Annotated in this window: 23 protein-coding genes and 2 pseudogenes; 9 read left to right on the top strand and 16 right to left on the bottom strand. The window is 34.6% G+C overall.

Annotation, left to right across the window (positions count from 1 at the left end; translation table 11 throughout):
* Positions 1-7 precede the first annotated feature (7 nt).
* Both PN497_RS14740 and PN497_RS14745 read left to right on the top strand, forming a co-directional pair.
* Complete coding sequence (locus tag PN497_RS14740; protein ID WP_096570785.1) at positions 8-1,441, top strand: glucose-6-phosphate isomerase; 1,434 nt, start codon at positions 8-10, stop codon at positions 1,439-1,441.
* A 261-nt stretch (positions 1,442-1,702) separates the two neighbouring features.
* Positions 1,703-2,581 carry an aspartoacylase gene (locus tag PN497_RS14745; protein WP_096570787.1) on the top strand — a complete coding sequence of 293 codons (879 nt, stop codon included), beginning with the start codon at positions 1,703-1,705 and terminating at the stop codon, positions 2,579-2,581.
* 51 nt (positions 2,582-2,632) lie between these two features.
* Here the strand turns inward: PN497_RS14745 and PN497_RS14750 are convergent, their stop codons facing one another.
* The 4 genes from PN497_RS14750 to PN497_RS14765 form a co-directional block, all read right to left on the bottom strand.
* Positions 2,633-3,745 carry a glycosyltransferase family 4 protein gene (locus PN497_RS14750; protein ID WP_096570789.1) on the bottom strand — a complete coding sequence of 371 codons (1,113 nt, stop codon included), beginning with the start codon at positions 3,743-3,745 and terminating at the stop codon, positions 2,633-2,635.
* A gap of 96 nt (positions 3,746-3,841) precedes the next feature.
* Positions 3,842-4,618: a PIG-L deacetylase family protein gene (locus PN497_RS14755; RefSeq protein ID WP_096570791.1), complete on the bottom strand. Its 777-nt coding sequence runs from the start codon at positions 4,616-4,618 to the stop codon at positions 3,842-3,844.
* A gap of 332 nt (positions 4,619-4,950) precedes the next feature.
* Positions 4,951-7,176 carry an NHL repeat-containing protein gene (locus tag PN497_RS14760; protein WP_096570793.1) on the bottom strand — a complete coding sequence of 742 codons (2,226 nt, stop codon included), beginning with the start codon at positions 7,174-7,176 and terminating at the stop codon, positions 4,951-4,953.
* A 42-nt stretch (positions 7,177-7,218) separates the two neighbouring features.
* A complete protein-coding gene (locus tag PN497_RS14765) occupies positions 7,219-7,356 on the bottom strand; it encodes a hypothetical protein (protein ID WP_190348001.1) in 138 nt (45 codons plus the stop codon).
* A gap of 434 nt (positions 7,357-7,790) precedes the next feature.
* On the opposite strand from PN497_RS14765, the gene PN497_RS14770 reads away from it, so the two are divergent.
* Both PN497_RS14770 and PN497_RS14775 read left to right on the top strand, forming a co-directional pair.
* Entirely contained in the window at positions 7,791-8,969 is a 1,179-nt protein-coding gene (locus tag PN497_RS14770) for a glycosyltransferase family 4 protein (RefSeq protein ID WP_096572782.1), read from the top strand.
* Between the two features lie 30 nt (positions 8,970-8,999).
* Positions 9,000-10,133, top strand: coding sequence for a glycosyltransferase (locus PN497_RS14775; protein WP_096570795.1), 1,134 nt, complete (start codon positions 9,000-9,002; stop codon positions 10,131-10,133).
* Positions 10,134-10,482: 349 nt separating this feature from the next.
* Here the strand turns inward: PN497_RS14775 and PN497_RS14780 are convergent, their stop codons facing one another.
* Together PN497_RS14780 and PN497_RS14785 are read right to left on the bottom strand one after the other, a co-directional pair.
* Positions 10,483-10,746: a hypothetical protein gene (locus PN497_RS14780; protein WP_096570797.1), complete on the bottom strand. Its 264-nt coding sequence runs from the start codon at positions 10,744-10,746 to the stop codon at positions 10,483-10,485.
* Positions 10,747-10,972: 226 nt separating this feature from the next.
* Positions 10,973-12,298: a mechanosensitive ion channel family protein gene (locus tag PN497_RS14785; protein ID WP_272110533.1), complete on the bottom strand. Its 1,326-nt coding sequence runs from the start codon at positions 12,296-12,298 to the stop codon at positions 10,973-10,975.
* A 370-nt stretch (positions 12,299-12,668) separates the two neighbouring features.
* Between PN497_RS14785 and PN497_RS14790 the strand changes: the two genes are divergently transcribed.
* Both PN497_RS14790 and ahcY read left to right on the top strand, forming a co-directional pair.
* Positions 12,669-13,478 (top strand): hypothetical protein, encoded by an 810-nt coding sequence (locus PN497_RS14790; RefSeq protein WP_096570799.1) that lies wholly within the window; start codon positions 12,669-12,671, stop codon positions 13,476-13,478.
* A 254-nt stretch (positions 13,479-13,732) separates the two neighbouring features.
* The gene (gene ahcY, locus PN497_RS14795) at positions 13,733-15,010 is read left to right on the top strand and encodes an adenosylhomocysteinase (RefSeq protein ID WP_096570801.1); all 1,278 of its coding nucleotides are present in this window, start codon (positions 13,733-13,735) and stop codon (positions 15,008-15,010) included.
* Positions 15,011-15,077: 67 nt separating this feature from the next.
* On the opposite strand, the gene PN497_RS14800 is transcribed toward ahcY, so the two are convergent.
* From PN497_RS14800 to PN497_RS14835, 8 genes and pseudogenes are all read right to left on the bottom strand, one after another.
* Positions 15,078-16,172 carry a hypothetical protein gene (locus PN497_RS14800; protein ID WP_096570803.1) on the bottom strand — a complete coding sequence of 365 codons (1,095 nt, stop codon included), beginning with the start codon at positions 16,170-16,172 and terminating at the stop codon, positions 15,078-15,080.
* Between the two features lie 25 nt (positions 16,173-16,197).
* On the bottom strand, positions 16,198-17,694 hold the full coding sequence (locus PN497_RS14805; RefSeq protein WP_096570805.1) for a DNA methyltransferase: 1,497 nt from the start codon (positions 17,692-17,694) through the stop codon (positions 16,198-16,200).
* A gap of 463 nt (positions 17,695-18,157) precedes the next feature.
* A pseudogene (locus PN497_RS14810) lies at positions 18,158-18,519 on the bottom strand (aspartyl protease).
* Positions 18,516-18,833, bottom strand: coding sequence for a hypothetical protein (locus PN497_RS14815; protein ID WP_096570807.1), 318 nt, complete (start codon positions 18,831-18,833; stop codon positions 18,516-18,518). Before PN497_RS14815 ends, PN497_RS14810 begins: the two are co-directional and overlap by 4 nt.
* An 80-nt stretch (positions 18,834-18,913) precedes the next feature.
* On the bottom strand, positions 18,914-19,327 hold the full coding sequence (locus PN497_RS14820; protein ID WP_272110537.1) for a hypothetical protein: 414 nt from the start codon (positions 19,325-19,327) through the stop codon (positions 18,914-18,916).
* Positions 19,328-19,444: 117 nt separating this feature from the next.
* Positions 19,445-20,572 carry a DNA (cytosine-5-)-methyltransferase gene (gene dcm, locus PN497_RS14825; RefSeq protein WP_096570809.1) on the bottom strand — a complete coding sequence of 376 codons (1,128 nt, stop codon included), beginning with the start codon at positions 20,570-20,572 and terminating at the stop codon, positions 19,445-19,447.
* Positions 20,541-21,515, bottom strand: coding sequence for a hypothetical protein (locus tag PN497_RS14830; RefSeq protein ID WP_096570811.1), 975 nt, complete (start codon positions 21,513-21,515; stop codon positions 20,541-20,543). The genes dcm and PN497_RS14830 overlap by 32 nt, the downstream gene beginning before the upstream one ends.
* Before the next feature lie 69 nt (positions 21,516-21,584).
* On the bottom strand, positions 21,585-21,815 hold the full coding sequence (locus PN497_RS14835; RefSeq protein ID WP_096570813.1) for a hypothetical protein: 231 nt from the start codon (positions 21,813-21,815) through the stop codon (positions 21,585-21,587).
* Positions 21,816-22,001: 186 nt separating this feature from the next.
* On the opposite strand from PN497_RS14835, the pseudogene PN497_RS14840 reads away from it, so the two are divergent.
* Positions 22,002-22,094 (top strand): annotated as a pseudogene (locus PN497_RS14840) (element excision factor XisH family protein); the annotation flags it as partial.
* A gap of 195 nt (positions 22,095-22,289) precedes the next feature.
* Here the strand turns inward: PN497_RS14840 and PN497_RS14845 are convergent.
* Together PN497_RS14845 and PN497_RS14850 are read right to left on the bottom strand one after the other, a co-directional pair.
* On the bottom strand, positions 22,290-22,970 hold the full coding sequence (locus PN497_RS14845) for a hypothetical protein (RefSeq protein ID WP_096570815.1): 681 nt from the start codon (positions 22,968-22,970) through the stop codon (positions 22,290-22,292).
* A 638-nt stretch (positions 22,971-23,608) separates the two neighbouring features.
* Positions 23,609-23,734 carry a hypothetical protein gene (locus tag PN497_RS14850; RefSeq protein WP_268932402.1) on the bottom strand — a complete coding sequence of 42 codons (126 nt, stop codon included), beginning with the start codon at positions 23,732-23,734 and terminating at the stop codon, positions 23,609-23,611.
* A 119-nt stretch (positions 23,735-23,853) separates the two neighbouring features.
* On the opposite strand from PN497_RS14850, the gene PN497_RS14855 reads away from it, so the two are divergent.
* Together PN497_RS14855 and PN497_RS14860 are read left to right on the top strand one after the other, a co-directional pair.
* Positions 23,854-25,020 (top strand): serine/threonine-protein kinase, encoded by a 1,167-nt coding sequence (locus tag PN497_RS14855; RefSeq protein WP_096570817.1) that lies wholly within the window; start codon positions 23,854-23,856, stop codon positions 25,018-25,020.
* Between the two features lie 19 nt (positions 25,021-25,039).
* A complete protein-coding gene (locus PN497_RS14860; RefSeq protein ID WP_096570819.1) occupies positions 25,040-26,743 on the top strand; it encodes an RluA family pseudouridine synthase in 1,704 nt (567 codons plus the stop codon).
* Positions 26,744-26,907 lie beyond the last annotated feature (164 nt).

The following is a 26,907-nucleotide window of genomic DNA, read 5'->3' on the forward strand; positions in this document are numbered from 1 at the left end:
CAAAAAAGTGCTTTCCAAACAGATCCTTTTCAATAGTTTTTTACAAACCAATTATTCCCCAGAAAAAAGATCAGCACAAGCTTGGATAGTCATTGCTGGCTTTATCTTGCTCACAGCAACTTGCTATTTTGGCGGTGCTGCTAGTTTATTACGCTTAGTTTTTCCTGCCTCCTCTTTGCTTGTAGCAGTATTTTTATACTTGCGTCATCCCATTCTTTACATTGGTTTTACTTGGTGGATTTGGTTTCTCACACCCTTCCTAACTCGGTTAGTTGACTATCGAATTGGTTGGGACCCCACCCGACAAATGATGCTTGCACCTTATGTAGTGGTATTTGTGACTATTGCCACTTTTATCAAATATTTACCTCGTGCTGTTCGTCAAGGAGGTGTACCTTTTGTTTTAGGTTTTATCGGGGTGATCTACGGTTTTTTAGTGGGATTAATTTTTAATCAACCAGTTCCAGTTATCCGCGGACTTTTAGACTGGTTAAGTCCCATTCTTTTTGCATTTCATTTATTTATAAATTGGCGAGATTATCCCAGTTATCGTCAACACATTCAGCGGGTATTTTTATGGTGTGTTTTAATCACAGGAGCTTATGGAATCTATCAATTTGTAGTTGCTCCTGAGTGGGATAAATTGTGGCTAATAGAATCAAAAATGTTTACCAGTTCTGGTAATCCTGAACCTTTTGGAATGCGAGTTTGGAGTACACTGCACTCAACTGGTCCATTTGGTTCGGTGATGCAGGCTGGTTTGTTGTTATTATTTACCAGTTCTGGTCCATTAATTTTTCCTGCTTCGGCAGTTGGGTATTTGTCATTTTTACTTTCACAAGTACGTACTAATTGGGGTGGTTGGTTTCTAGGGATTATTATAATTTTGGGTTCGGTCAAAGCTCGGATTCAAATGCGTTTAATTATGATCATTTTAGTAATGGCTATGTGTGTTGTACCATTGCTAAATATTGAACCTATCTCTGAAGTTGTGACTACTCGCTTGGAAAGTTTTTCTAATCTGCAAAAAGATACTAGTTTTCTGGAGAGATCAAAATCTTATGATCGAAATCTCAATTTAGCCCTTTCTACTGCTCTTGGTAATGGTTTAGGAAATATCTGGAAAGTTAATGAAAAAACTGGACAAATTGAAGTTATTGTGATTGACAGCGGCATTTTAGATATGTTTTTTACTTTGGGTTGGTTCGGTGCTATACCTTATCTTGGTGGGTTGTTATTAATGCTTTTTAGTGTTAGTAACTATACTGAAGGAAAGTTAGATAGTTTTGTCAGTGCTGCTCGTGCTATTGGGATCAGTTCCTGCGCTCAGTTGATTATTTATAGTGGGATGTTAAGTGTGTCAGGTATGATTATGTGGGGATTTTTGGCTATGGCTATGGCAGCACATAAATACTATCAGCAGCAAGGAATGAAGATGTAATTAAGATGTAATTAAGATGTAATTAATTGGATTAGGATTTAGAACTTGAACAGTAAACAAAGGAGAGAACGCAAAGTTTCTCTTGCAAAGAACAAAATTCCCGATTTCTTAGAGAAGTCGGGAATTTAATCGCGTCATGCTATATAATCATTTTGATGTTTTATTAAAAAAGGCTGATTTTTAACTAATTTATTTTTTGCTGAATTAATTATAATCTAGCTGCTTTTTGGTAATTTCATCTTTTGTATGTATGAGGTAATTATGAATCAAATCAATCGTGTGGCAATTGTTGGAGGCAGTCACGGTAATGAATTAATTGGAGTTTATCTAATCAAAAAGTTCCATAAATATCCAGATTTAATTCAGAGATCAAGTTTTGAAACTTTGTCATTATTCGGTAATCCTAAAGCTATTGCCAGTGGAAGCAGATACATTGATAAAGATTTAAATCGTTGCTTTACTGGAGACAATTTACCTGATGACAAAATTTCTATTTATGAAGAATTAAGGGCTAAGGAAATTCAAGCAATTTTGCAACCACAAAACCAAGATTGTGTGAATGCAATTATTGATTTACATACGACTACTGCCAACATGGGATTATGTATTATATTGGGTAATATGCACCCCTTGTTACTGCAATTGGCGGCTCATCTGAGTGCAATTAATCCTTTGGTAAAAGTGTATATTCATCAGCAACCTAAAAACAGTGGTTTTCTCCGTTCTTTAAGTGAATTAGGTTTAGCTATAGAAGTTGGTGCTGTAGCTCAAGGTATTTTAAATGGGGAATTGTTTCAACAAACAGAGCAACTAATTTATGCTGTGTTGGACTATTTTGAACAATGTAACCAAGGTAAAATTCCACAAAATAGTCACACTCTGACAATTTATCAATCTATTTGTGCGGTTGATTATCCTAGAAATGAAGATGGGGAAATTAAAGCGATGATTCATCCCCAACTTCAATTTAGAGATTATCAACCTCTCCATCCTGGTGATCCAATTTTTCTCACTTTTGAAGATGAAGAAATTCTCTATGAGGGAGAGTCTATTGTGTATCCTCTCTTTATCAATGAAGCTGCTTATTATGAAAAAGGAATTGCCATGTATTTTAGTCAAAAGGAAGTGATTAATATATAGCAATAAATAGAGAATAGGTAAGGTAGATGAATGGATATTGATGACTAATGACTATTTACCTACTACTAATTCTCTCATTTGTATTGGGTTGATGACGGCATATTTTCTAGTTAACTCACGGTATACAGCCAATGTTTCCTCACTTACTCGCATGGTACTAAATCTTTCTAGATTTTGCTGGGCGCGTAATTTCCAGCTTTGTAATTGTTGAGGATCTTTGAGTAATTGCACTAAGGTATTAGCCAATGTTTGGCTATCTTTGGGTGGAATAAGAATACCAGCTTGACGATGATCTAAAGTTTCAGGAATGCCATCTACATCACTAGCGACAATGGCACAACCGGCTTCTCGTGCTTCTGTTAAAACTAAACCAAATGATTCACAATGTGAGGCGAGAACAAAGATATCTGTGGATAACATATATCTTTGAGGTTCTGGTTGGAAACCTTCAAAATGAATACGTTTGCGTAGTTTACCGCAGTTTTTAACCATGCTCTCGAATATAGCACGGTCTGGTCCATCTCCTACTAAATAAAGATGGGCTTGAGGAAAATCTTTAGCAATAGTTTGGAAGGCTGCAATTAACTCACCAATACCTTTTCTAGTATACATTCCTGCTACTGTGGTTATGGCTGGATGATGTAGTTTTATGGGTTGATAATCTTGGATTTTTCTATGTCGAGGACTGCCTAAAGTGCCGTTAGCAACTACTCGTAATTTTTCGGCGGGGATACCACGGCGGATCATAGAATCAGCTACTGCATGACTAACTGCAATTACCCGATCTGCTAATCCCATTAATACTGCACTACGTTGAAATTCATTATGTACAGTGGAAACTAAACTATATTCATGATTATTTCTCAAAATTCCTGCCAGTACAACTCCTGTCATCATGTGGGCATGAACAATATCTGGTTGAAATTCTTTGATAATTTCTCGATAACGCCAAGCTGCTTTAATGATGTTTAATGGTGTACGTGATTGATTGAGTTGAAAATGCTCAATTCCATGATTTGCTAATAATTTTTCGTATTCTCCACCTGCTGAAGCAACAGCAACTTTAAAACCTTGTTTTGATTGTAAACAAGCTAAGTCTACTGCGACATTGACAATTCCGTTACCGATTTTTTGGACATGGTTCGTAATGTGTAGGATACGCATTTATTTGTTCTCCACGGCAATTGTTGTTAATAGAAATTTCACCAGGCAAAAGATGTTGATATTTTAGCTTTGAGCTTTTGATTCAATACATGATAATTAATTATGAAAGAAGATTTCTTCTGAAGATAAAAATCGTTTGATAAAGCCTGGTGGTAGGGTTTGCATTTGGGAAGGATAGGCAGCGATCGCTCTTTTTTTCTTTTCTTGTACTGAGGTAATTGATAAGCGATACGCTGACTTAATATCATTGAATTTTAAGAGGATAAATAAGGGCGCTCTCCAAAATACCCAAATAGGATATTGTAGGAGTTGGACTTTAATTCCACTCTGGGCGATCGCCTCTTTTACCAAGTAATATGTAGCTTCATGATCTCTATGACAATCTTTACGGTGAGGAACATAAACTTCTCCTGGTTGATAACGTTTTAACAGTTCGGAAATCTGTGCAATGGTTTGTTGTTTTTCTTCAGGATTTAAATCTGGTAAACTGCCATCTTTTTTATTCAAAAAGTGAATTTCTGAAGGAGAAATACCCAAAATACTTAATGCTTCTAAAGACTCTTGTTTACGAATTTGAATAATTTGATTTTGAATATTTGTATCTGTACCATGCGAACCACGTCCATCGGTTAAAAAAGTGACGGCTACTTTTATTCCTTGTTCCCGTTTGCGAGCGATCATCCCACCACAACCTAAAGTTTCATCATCTTGATGGGGAGAAAAAACCATTGCAGAAGCTTCACTAAATTGAAACTGTTCACTTCCCCAACCTAAAATAAATTTTGCAAGTAAACTAGCATGAATATATTGTACTGTATTTAATAAATTGCTGGGAATTAATTTTTGTAATTCCATCAACGTTGTTTTTAGCATATTTTTTTACTTCCTCTACTTCTATTAATTTATTCTCTAAACAGAGTCTCAACCTATGAAAATTAAGGCAAAGTACAAAGCCTTAATTATCATCATATTTAAACAAACTCAGCCAAATTTATTAATTTTGTAAATTTGTGCTATAAATATGAAGATTAAATTTTCTCTGTCTCAGCATACAAAAAATGTTATTTGTTCAACTTAAAAATCATTATTTGATTGTCAATGATCAAATATTCTGACTCATGTACGGGTTTAGCAATGCTAAACCCGTACTTAATCCTAAATGCTGGATTTTTACACTTAATCCAATAAGTTGGATAACCTAATTTTTAGGAAATTGGTAAACGATAAATAATCACTTTTCCTTTCCAATTTTCTTCCACAAACACTAAATATTCACCATCACGACGACGAAAAGCCCGGATACCGTGGGGAATATCCACCCAACCACTTTCTCCACCAACTTCTGGACCTGGACGAAATTTTTTTACAAGTTTGCCTGTAGTGGCATTATAGATATTAACCTCTGCTGTTTTGGATGTTACTGTAAATACATAATCTCCTGCTACACTCATGGAGGCAGTAGCAATTGCTCGTTTACCAGTGGTGTCATAAGGAATGACACTTCGCCATTTAGGAGTGCGATTTCCTTTACTCCAATTATCAAATCGGACAATTTCTGACCCGACAACTCCCCAATCATCACCACTAGCAGGATGATCGACAGTAAAACCTGATAAATACATGGTATCTGTTTCGGGAAAATATTCAATTCTTCGCAAATCTTTAAAGAAGCTAGGAGTCTTTTCCTTTTGCATGGAACGATAGTTATAAATCGGATTTCCTTGACTATCTAATCCCTGTAAAGGATAATGGCGAATACCATCTTCCGTTCGCAAAGCTTTCCAAACATCGCCTTTTGTATCTACCCACCAACCTCCTAAATAGGGATAGTCTTCACTCCTATCATATTCATTTTGATCAAATGTACCATTACCATTTTTATCTCGCCAAATCCATTCTCCTTTAGCTGGTTGATATGGAGGCCAATTACCTTTTATTCCTTGACTGTCCACATTTGTTTTGACAAAAATTCCGGCAGGAATAGCAATTTCACCATCTGTTTTTGGTTGAAACCGATAAATTTGCAGAAAGCTGCTATACATATCTGTCAGAAATAAAAAAGGCTTTCCTTGAATACGACGGAAAATAGGAGCATCTGGAGATGTATGCAGACGTGGATCTTGAGGATATTTGAAAGGATTTAAAGTATAAGCTTTATATGTCCATTGTTTACCTGCTGGTTTACTGTAATCCATCCAATATTCTTCTTGTTTGGTGAAAAGATTAACACCATCACTTTTAGGATCTGTATCGGCATTATCAACAAAGATTAAACCAAGTAATTGCCATTGCAGTTTTCCCGATGGGGAGAATTTTCTTAAATCTGTTCCTGAATTATTAAAGCCATTATTGTTGATATAGAAATTGCCGGCACTATCTGCACCAACGCCTGTAATACCATAAAGTTTTAAGTCTTGAACTTCTCCAGGAACACCGCTATAAATTCCATTTTTAGTTCCGAAAGTTCCTACCTGGACAGGTTGGTTTTTGATGTTGTAAATTAGTACCTGTTGCCGGATGCCATTTTCAGCTACTAATATTCTATCTTGTTTATAAATGGCGATCGCTGTAGGATCAACCACATCTACAATTTGTTGGGGTAATTTTTTACCACTTTGATCATAATAAACTATTTTAGCTGCTGTGTTACCTTTTTTATTTTGAATAATCCATAAATTTCCTCGTGAATCAATAGCTATTCCTCCGGGATTGGTAACGCTAAATTTACCCATTTCTTGCATTGTTTCTGTATTCAAAATACTTACAATGTTGGCATCAGCATTACTCACAAATAACTTATTACCTACAATTGCTAAACCAGTAACTTCGCTTTTGTCACTGATAATTAACATACTTTTATCCCAGCCATTTCCCCCAGGAAAAGGTGCAGGTTTTCCCGTTAAATCATAGCGTCTCACACAGTACCAAGTTTTACCCTCAGAAGGATAACCTTCTTTTTGACTACTCATTCCTCCCTGTCTCATAGCAACATAAATATATTTGCTATTGGCTGTAACCGCTTTCCCACCCAGACGATACCAACCATGCAAGTCTTTTAGGAAACCTATGACTTTACCATCTTTATAGATAGCTGCTTCCATGCCAGCTTCATCCCAAATGCTGTTAGTATAAATTAGTCCATTTCCTGTAACATACATCGCCTCTATATAGTTTTGTACCCTTAGTTCTCCCTTACCAATAGTATTACCAAGCCAAGATGTTTGATAAGTAAATACTGGTGCTGTAGCTGTTTGAGTTGTGGCTTTTTCCATTGTCATTCCCGCAAAGATGACAATTAAGCTACAAGTGACAGACAGTAAAATTTTGACAGCTATATTTTGTCGCCAGTACCTACTCCTAACTACATTATTGATAACTTGAATTAGCTGTTGTTGATTTTTTTGAATTTGTGAAGTGAATCTGTTTTTCATAAAATTGCTATGGCTGCATATTGGCAAAAATGAGTTGCTAAATTATGCTTTTGCTTTTTGATATCTTGTTCCTTTTCTAAAAACCGTAGCGAAAACGTAGCGGAGAAAAGGCACAGAAACATCATTGGTACTAAACATCAATAAACTAACAAATAAATGTTGCATTTTAGGTAATTTCATCAGAACTTTATCAAAAAAATATATTTTTTATATTTTCTCATCTGCCAATATTATTCTTTTTCAGAAAAATAATTTATCTTCCCCTCGGAACTTGTTAATTATAATACAGGATTCATCAAAGCCTAATTCTGTAGATAGATACAAAGCTTGAAAAAATATTTAATTATCAAAGGTGCGGATTTAATAGATATCAATGATATTAATAATCACAGTAATACTTTTACTAAGTACAAAATCCCAAGACTCCCTGTACTCAGTAAACTCAATATATAAAAATAATTTATTCAAAAACTACCTGATTTACAAATTTTTAACCGGATTAAACTAAAGGTTTGTTAATTGATGATTGTGAGCATTAACTGTATCGTTTCAGACTTACCTATTAAATAAGTTTCATCGTGTGAGGAAGTTAAGGAGATAATTAGGTGGAAGGTATGACAAAAACTCAGGAATTAGCTTCTGCGTCTATCCTCACATTGGGAACAGGTTGGTTTCCCAAAACACCAGGAGGATTAGAAAGGTATATTTATGAACTAACTCAAAAATTAGCTCTAAATAAAGACCGAATAGAATTATGTGGTGTAGGGTTACCTGATGCAAAAAATACACCCATTCAGTCAAATATTCAGTTAAATAATTTAGCATCTCCAGATAGTCAAATTTGGAAAAGATTATGGTCCATTCGGACTAACTTCCAAAAAACTAGATTAGATCAACCTGATGCAATTAATCTACATTTCGCATTATATAGCTTTCCGATTTTGGATCTTTTACCGAAAGAAGTACCAATTACTTTTAATTTTCATGGTCCTTGGGCTTCGGAAAGTAAGGAAGAAGAAGTAAATAAAAAACTAAGTATTTGGATGAAGAAGCAATTAATAGAAAAAAATACCTATAATCGCTGCGATCGCTTCATTGTTCTCAGCCAAGCTTTTGGTAATATTTTACATCAACAATATCAAGTTCCCTGGCATAAAATTCACATTATCCCCGGTGGAGTAGACATCAATCACTTTCAATATAATTTATCTCGTCTCACAGCCAGAAAACAACTAGGTTGGCCAACTGATCGACCAATATTATTTACCTCCCGTCGTCTAGTTTATCGCATGGGAATTGATAAGTTATTACAAGCACTAGCCATAATTAAACCCACAATTCCTGATATTTGGTTAGCTATTGCTGGACGTGGACATATTCAAAATTTACTACAACAACAGGTGATAGAACTTGGACTAGAAAACAATGTTAAATTCTTAGGTTTTTTACCTGATGAACAGTTACCAATTGCTTACCAAGCTGCTAATTTAACAGTAATGCCCAGTCAGTCTTTTGAAGGTTTTGGATTAGCAATTGTGGAATCTTTAGCCTGTGGTACTCCAGTTTTATGCACACCTGTAGGGGGAATGCCGGAAATTTTACAGGGTTTTGCACCAGATTTAATTACTGATTCTATTACTGTTGATAGCATTGCTGATAAATTAGAACAAGCAATGTTAAGAAAAATCATTTTACCTTCTAGAGAAGAATGTCGTAATTATGCAGTACAAAATTATGATTGGAATCATATTTCTCAACAAGTAAGACAAGTTATTTTAGCTGATCAAAATTGATAAATTAAACGCAGATAAAGGTAGATAATAATGAAGATTTTGTTTTTAGATCAAAGTGGTAAACCGGGTGGTGCTGAGTTATGTTTATTAGATATTGCTAAACCCTTTGCTAATAATTCTTTGGTTGGTTTATTTGCAGATGGTGATTTTAGAAAGTTACTGGAAATTAATCATATTCCTGTGGAAGTTTTAGCAACTCAAGCTATTAAAGTTAAAAAACAAAGTAGTTTATTTACAGCATTAGCTAGTTTAGGACAACTCACACCTTTAATTAATAAAGTCGTGACACGCGCTAGGGAATATGATTTAATTTACGCTAATACTCAAAAAGCTTTAGTTGTCGGTGCAATAGCAAGTTTTCTCTCTCGTCGTCCTTTGGTTTATCATTTACACGATATTCTATCTTTAGAACATTTTAGTAACACTAATCTCCGGGTTGCTATTACTTTAATTAATCGCTTTGCATCTTTAGTAATTGCTAATTCTCAAGCTAGTAAAACTGCATTTATCCAAGCTGGTGGGAAAGCTAATTTTGTAGAAGTTGTCTATAATGGTTTTGCTATTAAAAATTATCAAGTTTCTGAAAATGAACCTCGGCAATTAAGGCTAAATTTGGGATTAGAGGATAAATTTGTAGTGGGACATTTTAGCCGTCTTTCTCCCTGGAAAGGACAGCATATTTTAATTGATGCTTTGGCAGAATGTCCAGAAAATGTTAATGTTATTTTGGTCGGTGATGCTTTATTTGGTGAGGATGAATATGTACAAGAATTACACGATCAAGTAAAAGCTTTAAATTTAGAAAACCGAGTTAAATTTTTAGGTTTTCGTGATGATATTCCCCAATTAATGTCAGCTTGTGATTTAGTGGCACATACATCAATTGCACCTGAACCTTTTGGTAGAGTTATTGTGGAAGCGATGCTATGCGGTAAACCTGTGGTTGCTGCTAAAGCTGGGGGTGCAATAGAATTAGTTGAAGATGGGATAAATGGTTTTTTAATCACACCAAATAACCCCCAAGAATTAGCACAGATAATTAATCATTGTGTTCAGGAAAAAGACTTGATGCAAAATATCGCTAATTATGCTAGAATTAGTGCTAGTCAAAAGTTTGATGTGAATATTATTAATCAGCAAATTCAAGAATTGTTAAAAAGGTGATCAGATCCCTGACTTCTATTTTATATCTCTGGTTGATGAAGATTAAATATTAGAGAAGTCGGGGATATTAGCTAAATATAAGTTTTTTAAATATTGATTTTGCTAAAATAGATCAATTGCGCCTTGTTGACAATAATCAGCCTTTATTCTCAAGATTATTGAGAATGTTATCAATAATTCAACGCAAATACGTTTTTTCAGGATTGATTAATCCTTATTTACTTTTTGTGCTATGATTATATGTACAATCTACTTGGGTATTTTTGCTATTTTTTAGAAAAATCCTACAATTGTAGGTGTTGGGTTTCCTGATGTCTACCCAACCCAGGACTGTTTAATTAACTTTTAATTACGCTGCTTCCCGCATTGGCGAAGAAATACTCACTTCTGGAAGGGGAAGGGAAAGTTGTTCAGCTTGAGGTAATGCTGCTTCCTCCAAAACTGTAACTTCAATATTGACACTGACTAAATAACTACCCGTATCCGCATCTACCGCTTCAGCAATTAATTTTGCTATGTCTGGACGTTTTGCGGTCAGAGGATCACGTAAAATACAACGATCCCATTCATGCTTGGCAGTTGGATTAAGATTGAGAATATAGTGCTTCATCATAGTAATACCCTTGTAATATCCTTGAATCCATCTTCCAGATATTGTTTACAGGTCGGACACGATGAATTTATTATAGTACATTTATACTAAATTTGCAAGAGAATAGCGAAAAACCCCTGACTTATCCAGGACTTACGCAAAAAATAACGAAAGTAGCGGTAATTCATGAATTACCGCTACACCAGAACAGGGTTTGAATCACATTTTAAGTCAGTCAAATATCTGCTTAATGCAAAGATGAACCATTTTCTTGATAACTCAATAACTGAACATCATTAACCCAGATTGATTGTTGAGGTACGGGAATATTAATTCCAACTTCATCAAAAGCAATTTTCAGACGACGACGATATTCTCGCGCTACATCCCATTGTTTGAGGGGTTGGGTTTTGATCCAAACACGAATCATCATCCCGCGATCGCCAAAATTATCAATTCCCAAAATACTGGGGGTTTCAATAATTTGTCGTTTCCATTGAGGTTCTTGATTCATCTGGATAGCGACATTTTCAATTAATTTCAAAGCCTTATCAATATCAGTTTGGTAAGAAACTGGAATAATTAAATCAGCACGAGACCAGCGACTAGAAAGATTAGCTACAACTTTAATTTCGCTGTTAGGAATTGTAATTAATCTTCCTTCTGCATCCCGTATTTGAGTCATTCGCAAATTGAGATTTTCCACTAAACCACTCACATTTCCCACAGTAATCACATCACCCAAAGCATATTGATCTTCAAGAATAATCAAAAAGCCATTAATGGCATCTTTAATTAAGTTCTGAGAAGCCAAAGATACAGCCACACCAATTAAACCAGCACCAGCTAAAAGAGGAACAATATTTATTCCCAAAGCAATTAAGGACATTAGGATTCCTGCACCTACCCAAATAATGATAGTGATACTTTTAGTAACCCCAGAAAATGTGGATATTCTCAATTGCAAACGTTCGGAAGTTTCTGGAGTTAGTAATGCTCCACCACTGATGATAGTAGAAGTAAAATGATCTATAATGGCATAGGTAAACCTTACTGTTAGATATGTTCCCACACCAACAACTATTAATTTAATGGGAATTTTGGCAATGGTGAGAATCCCAATTTGTAGGGCTTGGGTAGCAGGAAATAGTCCTAAAATAATTAAACTACCACTGACCCAAATTCCAGCTTGTGCAAGTTGAAATAGTCGGGTTTTAACTTCTTGAAGATGTCGCTCTTGCTGTTTATTTAGTAATGTAGTGATGGGTTGATCTTCTGAGGAATTAGAGTCAGAGACTTTGAGTAAATTATTACTTAAACGTTTTTGGAAACGACGAACTCCCCAACTCATGATTACCATAGCGATGGTAGTACCAGAGGCGATCGCCAATTGTTCTAAAAATTGATTTTCTTTTTCTTGTTGTGGTTGAGTTAATGTTGTTTTAGTAAATGTAGTTTTATGTAAACTTTCTGGTATTTCTGGTAAATTATTCGGTGTCTGGGCTGTAGCTTTAGGTATGGGTGCAATGGATATGATCATTGAACCCGTAATCGCTAAAAATTTACCTAGCACTTAAATACCTCCTTGGGTAATAGACATTTTGTGGTCATGAAATGTGTATAACCACGAAACCCCTGTAGGGACAATTCATGAATTGTCCCTATGATAATTTTTACCAGATGTTTCATGATCTATGTCAGGGTTTAGGATTGCTAAACCCCTTACTTTTGACGACCTCTTGTGTACAGAATCTTGGCAAATAACTAAATAGGAGTCCTATAGTCTTACCAGAGAAAGATGAAAAAACCAAAAGTTAGATCGGGTCTTAATCTTACTTATGTTGAAGATATAGGTAGTATGTAATAGCTAATAGGTATTTATGATAAAATATGGCTAATTAAATGTACAACAGATTAGAAACAATATTTGGGAAAAATTGTCTATGTCTCGACCATCTTTTGTGATTTTTGCCCAAAATTACCTTTTTGCACTACTTAGTAATTATGGTAATGTTTTCCTCAATGAACTTATTCCCCGTAACCCTAAATTGAGAGTCTATAAACATCCTTCTCGATTAGGCTGGGAAAGTACATACATAAAAACACTTTTTACTGATCACCCGCGTATATTGGTTAGTCCTGAAGTGGTGGCAGAAGCAAAAATGGTAGATGTATTGTTTGAACCTGACATCAATAAATCTAGGACATCCTTGGGACTATTGGGAGAATTTACTTCAAATCCGTGTATTATTTCACCTCTACGCTGGACACCAAATATCTGGGAATTACGAACTTGTCTCAGTCATTTTTTAACATGGACAAGTGAAGCTGATGGTAGGATTATTCCTGTCAATGAAACTTTAAAAGATACAGATCAGGAAAAATCAAAAGAAGAAGATAATAAAACTCAATTGATCATCGTCCCCTCTATTTTCCCTGACCATTTGCGAGGATTTGGAATTAAACCATCTGCTATAAATATTCCAGGGGTTTATAATTTACCTGCAATTTTCTCTACTACTATTGTTGTTACCAGTGAATTGCCTATAGATGTTTCAACTTTATGGCTGAGGATTTTAGGACGCGGAAAAACTCAAAGACAGGCAATAATGGAACTTTTTAACTCAGGTATTGATGATCCACTTTATACTTTAGCTCGGCAGCAGTTACATCAATGGTATCAATTTTTATTACCAGGTGACATGGGTAAGGAATCTCAGCTATTGATGCAAACTTTGGCTTCATTGATTTAATCAAATCTACTCACTGCTAAGTAGCTGGTCATAATTCAATCTAAAATGTGGGATGGGCATACTTCGATAAACTCAGTACAAGTCTTGCCCGTCAACAGGCTAGAAGCCTGTTCCACTATCTAGCAATGAAAAATTACCTTTGCTGATCAATCGGGAATGAGTATTTACCGGAAAATATGGCTACTTGTCAGAAAATATTGTTAAAGTACGTAAAGGTTTATCAACCTGTTTCATTTTTTAGAGGATAATTTTTCATGACCGCAACCGCTCCCAGATTAAAGCACGAGGTTAAAGACCTCGCCCTCGCTCCCTTGGGAAGACAACGTATTGACTGGGCTGGCCGGGAAATGCCAGTATTAAAGCAAATTCGCGATCGCTTTGAGAAAGAAAAGCCTTTTGCTGGTTTGCGCTTAGTTGCTTGCGCCCACGTTACCACCGAAACCGCCCATTTGGCGATCGCCTTAAAAGCCGGTGGTGCTGATGCAGTTTTAATTGCCAGTAACCCCTTATCAACTCAGGATGATGTGGCTGCTTGTTTAGTCACAGATTATGAAATTCCTGTATTTGCGATGAAAGGCGAAGATGCGGAAACCTATAGCCGCCACGTGCAAATCGCTTTAGATCATCGTCCTAACATTATTATTGATGACGGTAGTGATGTAGTAGCCGAATTGGTTCAACACCGTCAAGATCAAATTAAAGATTTAATTGGTACAACCGAAGAAACCACCACCGGTATTGTCCGTTTACGCGCCATGTTGGCTGATGGCGTGTTAACTTTCCCCGCGATGAACGTTAACGACGCAGACACCAAGCACTTCTTTGATAACCGCTACGGTACTGGTCAATCTACCTTAGACGGCATTATCCGCGCTACAAACATTTTGCTGGCTGGTAAAACCATTGTAGTAGCTGGTTATGGCTGGTGTGGTAAAGGTACTGCTTTACGTGCGCGTGGTTTGGGTGCTAACGTTATCGTTACGGAAATTGACCCCATTAAAGCGATTGAAGCGGTAATGGATGGTTTCCGGGTATTACCGATGTCTGAAGCTGCATCTCAGGGTGACTTGTTTATTACCGTGACAGGTAACAAGCACGTAGTCCGGGGTGAACACTTCGATGTCATGAAAGATGGGGCGATCGTTTGTAACTCTGGTCACTTTGATATTGAGTTAGATTTGAAATACTTAGCAAGTCAAGCTAAGGAAATCAAGACTGTAAGACCTTTCACAGAGCAGTATATTCTCAACAGTGGTAAATCTGTGATTGTGTTGGGTGAAGGTCGTTTAGTTAACCTCGCTGCTGCGGAAGGACATCCTAGCGCGGTAATGGATATGAGTTTTGCAAACCAAGCGTTAGCTTGTGAATACCTGGTGAAGAATAAGGGTAAGTTAGAGCCTGGTTTGTATTCTATTCCTACTGAGGTTGATCAAGAAATTGCTCGTTTGAAGTTGCAAGCTTTGGGTATTGCAATTGATAGTTTGACTGCTGATCAGGTTGAGTATATCAATTCTTGGCAGTCTGGAACTTAAATCATTGATTAGTTGATTTTTTGGGGATGGGCGTTTTGCTTATCCCTTTTTTTATAATTTATTGGTATTACTTTAGTACAAATAAAACATCAGCATAGCTTTGGTATTGATTGTTATTAAAAGTCCAATTTAGTAACAAATCATCCTTTTTAAAAGAGCGTGTATTTAGATATTCATCAATTTTACTTTTTAACAAAGTAAAATCCCTTTTCAACTTCCAACTATCTTCTAAAGAATTACTATCCACAAGAACTAAAAATAACCTATTACTTGCATCAAATCTTTGAGAACCTTGATTTTCATACAACCAGCGTAAAAGTTCACGAGGTTGTTCTAATGTCTCATTGATAATATCTCTTCTAAGTTTCACAAAATTCTCATAAAACGCCTTAACATCATCTTGAGAACTTTCACGAAAAGCTGTAATTAAATCAATTAATAATTCATCATCAGCACGATTTTTATCAAAAGGAATATTAAATCTTTTAGCAGACTGTTTTAACTCCGATAATTCCTTAATTATTAGTTTTCTTTTCCTTCTTTCATTTTCCATAAAACCTTTTGGAACATAAGTCACCTTCAAATCAAAAGGTATATCATCAATGAAAAAATCAACTTGTTTAATTAACCCCACAGTTGGTAAAACACGCTGATGATCTTTAAAAATATCCTCAATAATAATTGATGTCCAATTATTATACCAAGAACACAAAACAAAACCTTTTAAACTATGTAAAATTTCATTTTCTACTTTTTCTAGTAAAATATCATAATTATTAATCTTTTTGATGTAATTATCAACCAGGTATTTATTAATATCATTTTGATGGATACCACCCCAGTCAAAAACTCTCAGCTTATATAATTCTGCTAGTAACTCTTGTTCATTTAAACGACGCTTTTCTCTTTCTTCTTCATATATTTTATTGATACAATCATGAATAATATCTATAGGAATTTGAGAATTAAATAATGTTTCAAAATACTGATTGACTCTTAAAGTATCAGCAGATATTTGTGCTTTTACAAATAAACATAAATAATACTCTTTTCTAGCTAAAGAGCGCAATTTTAAAAAATATAATCCTGCGGGAGAAGATGTTAATTCAAAAAATTTATTCTCATTATATAAACGTGCAAAATAATCAAAATCATTAATCATATATTTATTATATTTATTATATTTTTTAATTAAAAATAGGTAATTTAGTAGACCAATTAGGAAGATTTTCTAAAAAATCTAGCCTCATTTTATCTTCATGTCCTGGTTTTTGATAAATTAACACAAAATCATTTTTTAAACCTCCCTTTCTACTATCTTGAATTACTGAATTAGCTGAATAATTCATAGGAAATAATCCCCAGAATTGTAACTTATCATCAGATGGTATTACTTCCTTTAAAAACTGCCAACTATCAGCATCTCTCGCATTAAAAAATAAAGCTAATATTCCACCAGGTTTCAGGATACGAGTGGCAATTTGCATAAATTCTGTCATTTCATCAGCATAACGTTTTTTATCTTTTAATCGAGTCCGAGCATTAGAAACTACAATTTCTTGAGAAAAATCCGGATCTTTATCTATTAAACAATTCCACATTTCACTCAATTCTAAGTATGGAATCCTATCACTATGTGGAGGATCAGTTAATATTAAAGAAATAGTTCCATCAGGGCAATTATTAAGAATTTTTCGATTATCACCTTGAAAAATTGCCACGTCTGCTTTATTAGCAATAACATCTATTAATCTTTTAGATACACAATAAACTTGTTTTAATTCATCTTCTTGAATAGATTTTAGTAAACTATTTGCACGTTTAATAAAACAATTCCACACATTAATTTCAAAATGTAGTTTTGGTCGCCAATATCCTATCACCCAACTACCAACTTCTATTTTATTTGTGGGTTCAGATTTTGTTTTACCTCTTCCTGTAATTGCAAAAACCATCTTAGACATTTGACCAGAAGCAGATGTTAATGATAGTAATAATGCAGATTTGATAGAATCTGGTTGTTTGTGAATTGCATCAAGTAACAAATCTATATTATATAATGCGCGACCAGTAAATAGATCTTTTAGTGTTAAAGTATCATTTGTATTTATGCGGCTATTTTGAAATAATTGAATTGGCCGAGGTATTTTAGGTTCGTATCCCTCAAATTGTTTAAGTACTTGATAGTCATAATTAGTTGGTATCCTTTTATCACTTTCGTTTCTTCTTGGTGATAAATGCCAAACTGAATTTAGTTCATTTTCATTCCATAAATAGTGAGTTGCAAATTTTCCATCTTCTAGTAAGTAAGTTTTATATATGTCTGATTTAATACTTTTTTCTAATTCGTTAAGAGCTTTTTTTAAAATATCTGGATTTGGTAAATTGACTAATAAATTCGATAATTCTACAGCTACAGGATTAATGTCAATACCTATAAATCGTCTTTCCCTAATTACTGCTTCACGAGCAACTAAGCCTGATCCTAAAAATGGATCTAAAACAATATCACCTTTTTCTGTTAAGTTTTCAATTAAAAATGATAAACATTCAATTGGTTTTTTACCCCAATATTTATGAAAAGCAGCTAATCCTTTATAGCCTTTTGGTAATACTATTTTTTCAGGATTTGTTGTTGTCACTTCTAATTCAAATAGACTTAATTGTTTAACAAGAGATTTCATTATTTATGTAATAAAAATTATGTTTTATTTAAAGACCCGGATTAATTTAGCCAACCAAAATAGATTATAACATAAATTTTAAAATTATCAGTCGTTAATAAAATTTAACAAAAGGTCTTTATAACTAGGCGGATATAATTTACATCTACACAAACTCATGGCATCCGAAAAAAGCGGATAAAAAGTAGATGTAGATATAGGTTGGGTTTCTTTCCTCAACACAACATCTTTATAATTTAACTGCTTTGGGTTGCGCTTCGCTTAACCCAACCTACGAAAATAAAAGATTGAAACTATTATACCTGACATCAATTAAAATTGCTAGTATTTCCATCCATCAAACAGGAGATTATTTTATAGAAACAATAAATTATCCTAAATTAGTCAAAACAGTATTAACAAAACACACAGAAAATTATTTAACCAAAGTAATAGAACTTGCGTCTCTGCGTGAGATAAAAAATCATCCCAAAGTCAAAATACCTTCTGGAAAATCCACCACCAAACGCAACAACTTTAACCACTCAGAACCCAATAAAACTTCATTAATTCCTTTACCAACATTCACAGGAATTTGATACTGCTTTCCGTCTAATATCACTTGACCTAAATAAATCTGAAATTTTGATTCACCTTTCGCAGTCCGTAATATTTCCTCCCCACTATACACCCATTCTAATCCATCTAAATCTTGTGTATTAATAGCCATAAAACCTGCAAAACCCGTATCAAATAGGGCATCTATAGGAAGATTTAAGCCATCATTAGAACTAATTCAATTTCAAAAAATAATTGCCCATTTTCTCCCAAATAACCCTCTATCATATTGTGCCAGTTGTCCCCGTTTCATTCAAACAAAAAACGAAATGTCTAGCTTGAGGATATTTTTCCAACATTCTTTTATGAGATTCCATCCTATCCTGATCAATTAAATATTCTCCACTATCTGGTTCTATAGCAATATACCAACCATAGTGATTTTCAATATATTCAGGACGGACACGCTCAAAAATTGCCCGACAACGTTGATAAAATATTTCATCTTCTGCTTCTCGTCTGGCTAATTCTTCTGGTGATATAGTCAATTCAGGAAAAATTCTTCCTCTTCTTACCATTCTTTTTGATGTTATGTAAGTCATCTTATTAACTTAAACTCCAGTTATTATTTTAACTTAAATTGTGCTTAATTGCAACTTTTATCATTATTTGAACATAAATTTTAACATGATTTACCCTCTTTATTTTCATCATTAAAAGCTGCTGCTAGGTCAGGACTGGTGATTGCGATCGCACTTTCATGCCATTCATGAATAGTAGCATCAATCAAATCCCAAGCCTCATTAGAAGTATCAGTTAAGCGAAAAGCCTTACTTACCTCTTTAATAAAATCTTGCAATTCATCAGCATCAAATACGCTCAACCATCCATAAGGATGCTCATAACCTATTTTTTGTCCTAATAATAACTGAAATGCAACCGATAACACCTCAAAAACAGCCTTACTTTGTGTTACCCCTTTCACTAAATAAGCCACATCTTCACGACGCAACAGCGCAAAAGATTGGTCATTTCTAGTAATTGTAATTGGACGTTCATAAGCTTTATCTAAAACCTTTCTAGGTTGACGATTCAACTCAGTGGCTGTAATGTAACTAGCTCATCTGAGAACGCATTGCTAAAAATTGCAATTGACATGATACCTGCGTTCCTCCTCTGCGTTCTCTGCGTCTCTGCGTGAAATAAAAAGTATTCATCTACAACGACTAAATTCTGCATCTGGTAAATTAGCAAATGCTTCTCCCACAGTAACATAAGGTAATAATCCCAATAATTGACAACCAGGACTATGAGTAGGTAATGGTAAATCAATACTACCAATATGTTTTCTAGAACCAATAAAAAACAATCTTTTCCTTAATTGAGGAGTACCGAAATCAGCAGCTAAAAGTACACCTGATGACACATTATAACCTAAATCAATCATATTATTACAAATTTCTTGATATAGCTTTCCGCCTCCTAAACCCTTCAAATTAGAAACATTTTCCATCACAAAAAAAGCTGGCTGCAAATACTCCACAAACCGTAAAAACTCATAGATCATACTACCCCGTTGATCTTCTAAACCTCTTTGTTTACCAGCTTGACTAAAAGCTTGACAGGGAGGACCACCAAAAATAATATCAGGTTTATTTATTTCACCTGAAACATTTTGCCAGAAACTTAACGGATCTGTAATCTGAGAAATATCCTCTTCTAGAACTTGAATGCGATCGCCAAAATAACCATTTAAAGTTGCACAAGCATCACCCCAATTATCAACAGCTACCTTAGTTTTTATCCTTGCTATATCAGCACCAATATCCATACCTCCCGCACCACTAAATAAACTCAGTCCCGTCAAAGAACTATTTTCAAATCCTAATAAATTAGCTTGTTTAACTAATTGTTCAAATACAGCTTTTGCCAGTGGAACAGGTACAGCATTACCAACTTGAAGCTGACAACTGGTTAAAGTTCCCTGTAATTTTAAATCATCAGGTAATCCTTGTAAACGAGCCGCTTCACGTACAGTAATAAATCTGTTTTGATATGGATGGACAAACTTATTAAAAATATAACCTGTAACTGTTAATGAAGGTTTTTCAGGATCAAGGCGAATCATCCTTAAATTGGGTCCTCCTTGTCTGTTAGGATCATTTTTGACATAAAACTTAAAACTTTCATGCCAAAGTTCTTCGGGTAAATCTTGCATTTTTTGCCCGATTTTTAGAGTGTTGATCCTTTTTTGCACATCCACACCTACCCGCCTAGCAACGTGATTATAAACCACTTCCAAAGAAATATTAAAATCTAAACTTTTGCTTAATCCATTCATCTCTTATATGACTTTCAGTAAAAGTTATTATACCATCAAATAGATTAAATATTTCTTTATCTGCTGGTAAATCAGCAACAGTTTTGGCTTGTCCAGTTTCATCTATAGTCCAAACAATATCCTGAAGTTCTAATAAATAATCATTATAGTGACGCACAGCATGAATATTAGATAATATAGCAGTTTTTACGCTTATTTTACTATGCTTTGGCTTTTGGGATGCGGCAATTTTTAATACTTGATAAATTCCTTTTTTAATATCATCAGTTCTATCCATTCCTACACTAGATTTACTATCAGAAATAGATTCATATCCTTCACCACTTCTTCTTTGCGGCCAATTTTCAGGTCTAGGAATAGGTTGTCCACAAGCATTAGTTAACCAATAAACAGGTTCTGGGAAATTTCCCCTACCCCTTGCAGCTTTGTTATATGCAGAAAAAGCCATACTCCAAAACTGGAAATAACGATAAAAAAGTTGATTATCATCATTAAAAGCTGCCCCCATTTGCTCATATACCCATACTGAAGACTTATTATTTCCTTTGATTCCTAAATTTATTAGTTCATATTTATATACATCATTTTCAATTTTGGGAAGAATAATATACAAATTAGACGCACTAATAAAAGAATTATCTGTAGGTGAATGTGAACGAGATAATAATTCACCTTCATCTCCCAATTCAGTTTGTATTTCAACAGGTACTGCTAGAGGTAAAGTAGTCAGTGGAGCAGCCTTAACTTCTGAAAGTAAAACTATATTCTCCTTTGAATCATAAACTATTACATCAATAGGTTCAATACCATGATATATTTCTAAATCTTGTGAATTGATTTTAAATAAGTGTTTTAAAAATACACATAGTAATCGACTTGTTGTTTTACCAATTGTTCCCGATGGAGGTTTATTGGCTTGATGAAATAAGAAATTACCTTGCAAAGTACATCTTGGACAGGTGTTAGTATATGGATAAATCAACAGAGGTGAATTATCAATTGGACAGTAAAGCTATCCTTTATTAGTCAATTTTCCATAGTATTCAGCAGCAACGATTAAATCAAATGCAGCAGCTAGTGAAATTCCAGGAGCAGTAGAAGTTACTTGTGCATTCTCCAAAGCTTTCTGAATAAGAATTGTGGCTAATGATTCTTCGTGGGCATATACTTCTACAGGCTTTACTCTTGCTAAAAGGTTGGCTATTTCATCAACCTTAACGGATTCATCCTGATTATTTTGCATGGTTATTCAAATAAACAATATACTAATCATATAATGAATCTTCTTGTTTTTGCCTTCATGAAGGTTATGTTATTAGTCCCACCCCCAAAAGCGTAGTATAAATAGTAAAGAGAATGAAAACCAAAATATTCACAAATTTATTGCGTTGGGTTGCGCTTTGCTTAACCCAACCTACTAATATAACAATTAGGAGCAGAAAAGGAAGGTCAAAAAATAGCAGTTGAGGTAAAATCTTTTTTAGGACAATCTGAAGTTACTGAATTTCATACAGCTTTAGGATAAACACTTAATTATCGTACTGTTTTAAGAAAAAAAGAACCCAACCGTATCTTATAACCACACCATTGTTTCTATTAAAAACGCTTGAATCACTATTATTACAGAGAATTGGTATTAGCCCCCCTTAAAAAGTGGGTTGGGGGGATCTAAATATTACCTATTCTAAATTAATATCACATCACTGCTTGATTCAACTTACTGTTTCTGAGCATAAACCAAAAGACTCTTGTATTTTTCAACTAGGTAAATTTTACCTTGGGCTGTAAATGATTCGATGATTTCTTCAGCTTTAGCATAACCTACAGACTGTGTATAGAACAGTATTTTCCCGTGAGGATTCAATTTTCTGAGAAATAAATCAACCATTGATTCATCATTATGATGCACAAAGGGAGCTTCTTCAGCCATATAAAATTCACCAATATGAAAGAGTGCAACCACATCTAACATTGGTAAAGAACGATCTGTGAGAGTGTAGATATCTGTACAAAGTACCTTGTAAAATTTAGCTAGTTGGCGATTTTTACGGCACATTTGCACATAAGCTTCATGTTCAGGAATAGAAGCAGTAATACCAATAATTTCATTGGGTTTTGCTAACTTCTGATTTTCTAATCCTAAAATGTGATGAGCGCCTGTACCAAAATGAAATACTGTCCGATCCTGAATATTATATTTTTGCAAATATTCGATTAATTCAAGATCACATGGACAGAGATGGGGTTGTAATTGCCATGATGATTTTGTGCGGTAGTAGTCATTACCTACCCAGTGTGGTAAAACAGGTTGAGTCAAGCTAACTGAGTAGTACAATTTTGCTAATTGGCGATTACTGAAGACAATATCACGAATTGTTTTTCTAACAGTAAGAACCATCTGTTAATCCTCAATAATTTGGAAAAAGTGAATTATGTTTTGATATTTCGGCTACTAAATCAGTCCAGATATAATGCTAAATTGATTTTGTCTATGATTATTATTGATAATTAGCTATTTAGCTATCTGGACTGCTCACCAACTAATAAAATGCCCCTGTATGAGTACCAATAACATGGATTAGATGTGGCTTGATTGTTAATTCAGCAGGGACAATTATCTTTTATTTCAAGTTATCTACCCTTGGCATGAATTAACGTTTATATCTTGAAGATATCCCTGTAAACAGTTTTGGTACTTTATTTACCGTAATGGTGGTTAGCTTAACATATAAAATTTTGAAGAAAATAAAGATTTTATCAATTTAATATAAAAAATATAAAAACTTGTGCAAATTAAACTTTAAACTTTTAAGTAATTCTGATTTTTACACAATATAATTACTAGGGCAAGATATATAATCATGTATTAATCTTACCCACATCCAGCAAATTCACTTAGCCATTTCCTTCATGTAAAAATTGAGCATGGTAAGGATCAAAGCTACTTTCAACTGAAACTGTATAACCTACTGGTGCTTCAAACATAAACCAGTCGCTTACATTAATATCCAGTTCTGTGTCGGGAATGGTAGCTGGTTATTTGGATGTGCAATCTGTAAATGCTGTTAAACTATGATCAGACCAGACCCAAAGTAAATTTTGTGCTACTTGGTTGGGACTAATAGGATACCATTGTTGAGTCCAAGAAAATTGATTTTTCATGATTATCAAAGTCCAATTTGTTTATTTTTTTTGTTAAACTATGCTTTTATTGAATAATCTTAACAATTAACATTTAACAAAGCACAAGGCACAATATAGATAAGTGAGCGATCGCCTTTATGAGTTACTGTCTTAACCCCCATTGTTCCAAACCGGAAAACCCTGATGATGTCAAGTTTTGCCTAACTTGCGGTACTAAGTTACTTTTAAAAGAACGTTACCGCCCTATCAAACCCATCGGACAAGGTGGTTTTGGTAGGACTTTTTTAGCGGTGGATGAGGATAAACCCTCAAAACCTCCCTGTGTAATTAAACAATTTTTTCCCCAAGCACAGGGTACAAATACGGTACAAAAAGCAATAGAGTTATTTAATCAGGAAGCTATTCAGTTAGATGAATTGGGAACACATCCCCAAATTCCCGCGCTGTTGGCTTATTGTACTCAAGATGACAGACAGTATTTAGTCCAAGAATTTATTGATGGGCAAAATTTAGCTCATGAATTAATAAACAAAGGTACTTTTAATGAAAATCAAATTCGACAATTGTTGAATGATTTATTAAATGTATTACAATTTTGTCATAGTAAACAAGTCATTCACCGCGATATTAAACCAGAAAATATTATTCGTCGTATTAATGATAATAAGTTAGTAATTGTTGATTTTGGGGCTGCAAAATCTTTTACAAGTACAGCTTTAAATCATACAGGAACAAGTATAGGTAGTCCTGAATATGTTGCACCAGAACAAATGCGGGGAAGGGCAATTTTTGCCAGTGATATTTATAGTTTGGGAGTAACTTGTATTAATTTATTAACAGGGCGATCGCCTTTTGATAGTTACGATACCCATAACGCTGCTTGGATATGGCGACAAAATTTACCAACTCCCGTTAGTAACGAATTGGGTAATATTATTGATAAAATGGTAGAAACTATCCCTGGTCGGCGTTATCAAACAACTGAGGAAGTTCTGCAAGATTTAAATAACATAAATAACAATTTAAATATTCAAACTTCCGCAGTTATCCCACCGACAATAATTACTCAACCAGTTAAACAAAAACCTTCAACTTCTCAACCTACAGTTTCTTTTCAAACTTCTAGTAAAATTGAGCAAGAATTATTAGAAATCAAAACACAGTTTACAGGTGGTAAAGTGCAACCGCAGAATGTGACACCACAACCATCTGTGACTACTAATAATTCTACCAATAATTCTACTAATAACGATGCTATAGATAAAGACTTGGAAGAAATGAAAGCTAAATTTTTAGGTAAATAAAATAGATGGTAATTTTCAGATGGTAATTTTACATCATTTATCAGATTTTATTAACCCAGATATGGAGATTGAAATTGCACCACCTAACTATTACTATGAGGGAAAATGTCCCCAAACAGGGGAACTTCTGAAATTACCACGCACGGCGTTAAGTGAAGCTATTGCTAAAAGTTTAATGCAGCAACTTCGGGAAAATAAACTTTATAATAATGAAGGGAAAATGTATGGTATTCTATTAGTTGAATTACCCAACGGTGAACAAAGAGTTATTAAAGCTTTTTCTGGTCTTTTAAATGGTTTAAGTGTAGTTTCAGGTTGGGTTTCACCTATTCCCGGAAGAGCAGAAATAGCTTTAGCAGAAAAGCAAACTTTAATAGAATTGGAAAAAATTAAACAGGAAATTATTCAACTTCAACAAATTCCAGAACGACAACAATATGAAACCTTAGCTGCTAAATTTCAACAACAGTTAGACAACATGAGTTTAGAACATAATTATAGTAAAAAACAACGACAAGAAAAACGCCAACAATATCAACAAAACCTCACAGGAGAAAAGTTAGAAATTGCTTTAGCAGAACTAGAAGCAGAAAGCCGTCAGCAGGGAATTGAAAGAAAATACCTCAAACGTCGTCAAAATGAAGTTTTACAGCCTTTAAATGATAAAATAACAGCCACAAATAACAGAATTAGAGAACTCAAACAACAGAGAAAAGAGCTATCCAGGGAATTACAAAAGCAAATGCACGCAGCTTATAAATTAACTAATTTTTATGGAAAATCTTTATCTATCCAACAATTAATACCAACAGGAACACCTACAGGTACAGGTGAATGTTGCGCTCCCAAGTTGTTACATTATGCAGCAACTCATCACTTAAAACCCCTAGCAATGGCGGAATTTTGGTGGGGTGAATCTTCAGAATATGATAAAATTCAGGATACAATTCAGGATACAATTCAGGATACAATTCAGGATACAATTCAAGATAAGATTCCAGGAAAATTTTATGGTGCTTGTGTTGAAAGATGTCAACCGTTGATGGGGTTTTTGCTATCTGGTTTAAAAATTGCAACTTCTGATTTTTCAAACTTAGAAATTATTTATCAAGATGAATGGTTAATTGCAGTGAATAAACCACCGGGATTATTATCAGTACCAGGGCGGTATGTAGAAAACCAAGACAGTGTTTTAAGTCGTTTACGAAATTTGTATGATTGGGAATTAATGTCAGTGCATCGTTTAGATCAAGAAACATCTGGGATTTTAATCTTAGCACGGGATCAAAACACCTATGCACAGATAAATCAGCAATTTGCCAACCGACAAATACATAAAATATATGAAGCGATTATTGCAGGTTCACTGACCACAGAACAAGGAGAAAAAGGTATTATTAATTTACCATTGTGGGGAGATCCTGAAAACCGACCTTATCAAAAAGTAGATTGGGAAAAAGGTAAACCCAGTGTAACGGAATTTCGAGTTATCGGAAAAAAAGGAAATTACACCCGTGTAGAATTTAAACCCCTAACAGGAAGAACTCATCAATTACGGGTTCATGCTGCGGATGTAGCAGGATTGGGAATTAATATATTAGGCGATCGCCTATATGGTTGCAATGCTAACGCTACTCGATTACATCTACACGCCAGAGAAATCACATTTAAACATCCCCACACCGGGACAAATCTGCATTTACAAACAGTAACACCGTTTTAAGGGAATAGGGAATAGGGAATAGGGAATAGGGAATAGGGAGCAAAGGGCAGGGAGAAGTTATTTCGTTATCTCGTTCCCAGTCTCTGACTGGGAATGCCACCAAGAGGCTCTGCCTCGACTTTTACCTCCTGCCTCCTGCCTCCTGCCTTCTGCCTTCTGACTCC

It is taken from the genome of Sphaerospermopsis kisseleviana CS-549, assembly GCF_028329225.1.
GTDB lineage: Bacteria > Cyanobacteriota > Cyanobacteriia > Cyanobacteriales > Nostocaceae > Sphaerospermopsis > Sphaerospermopsis kisseleviana.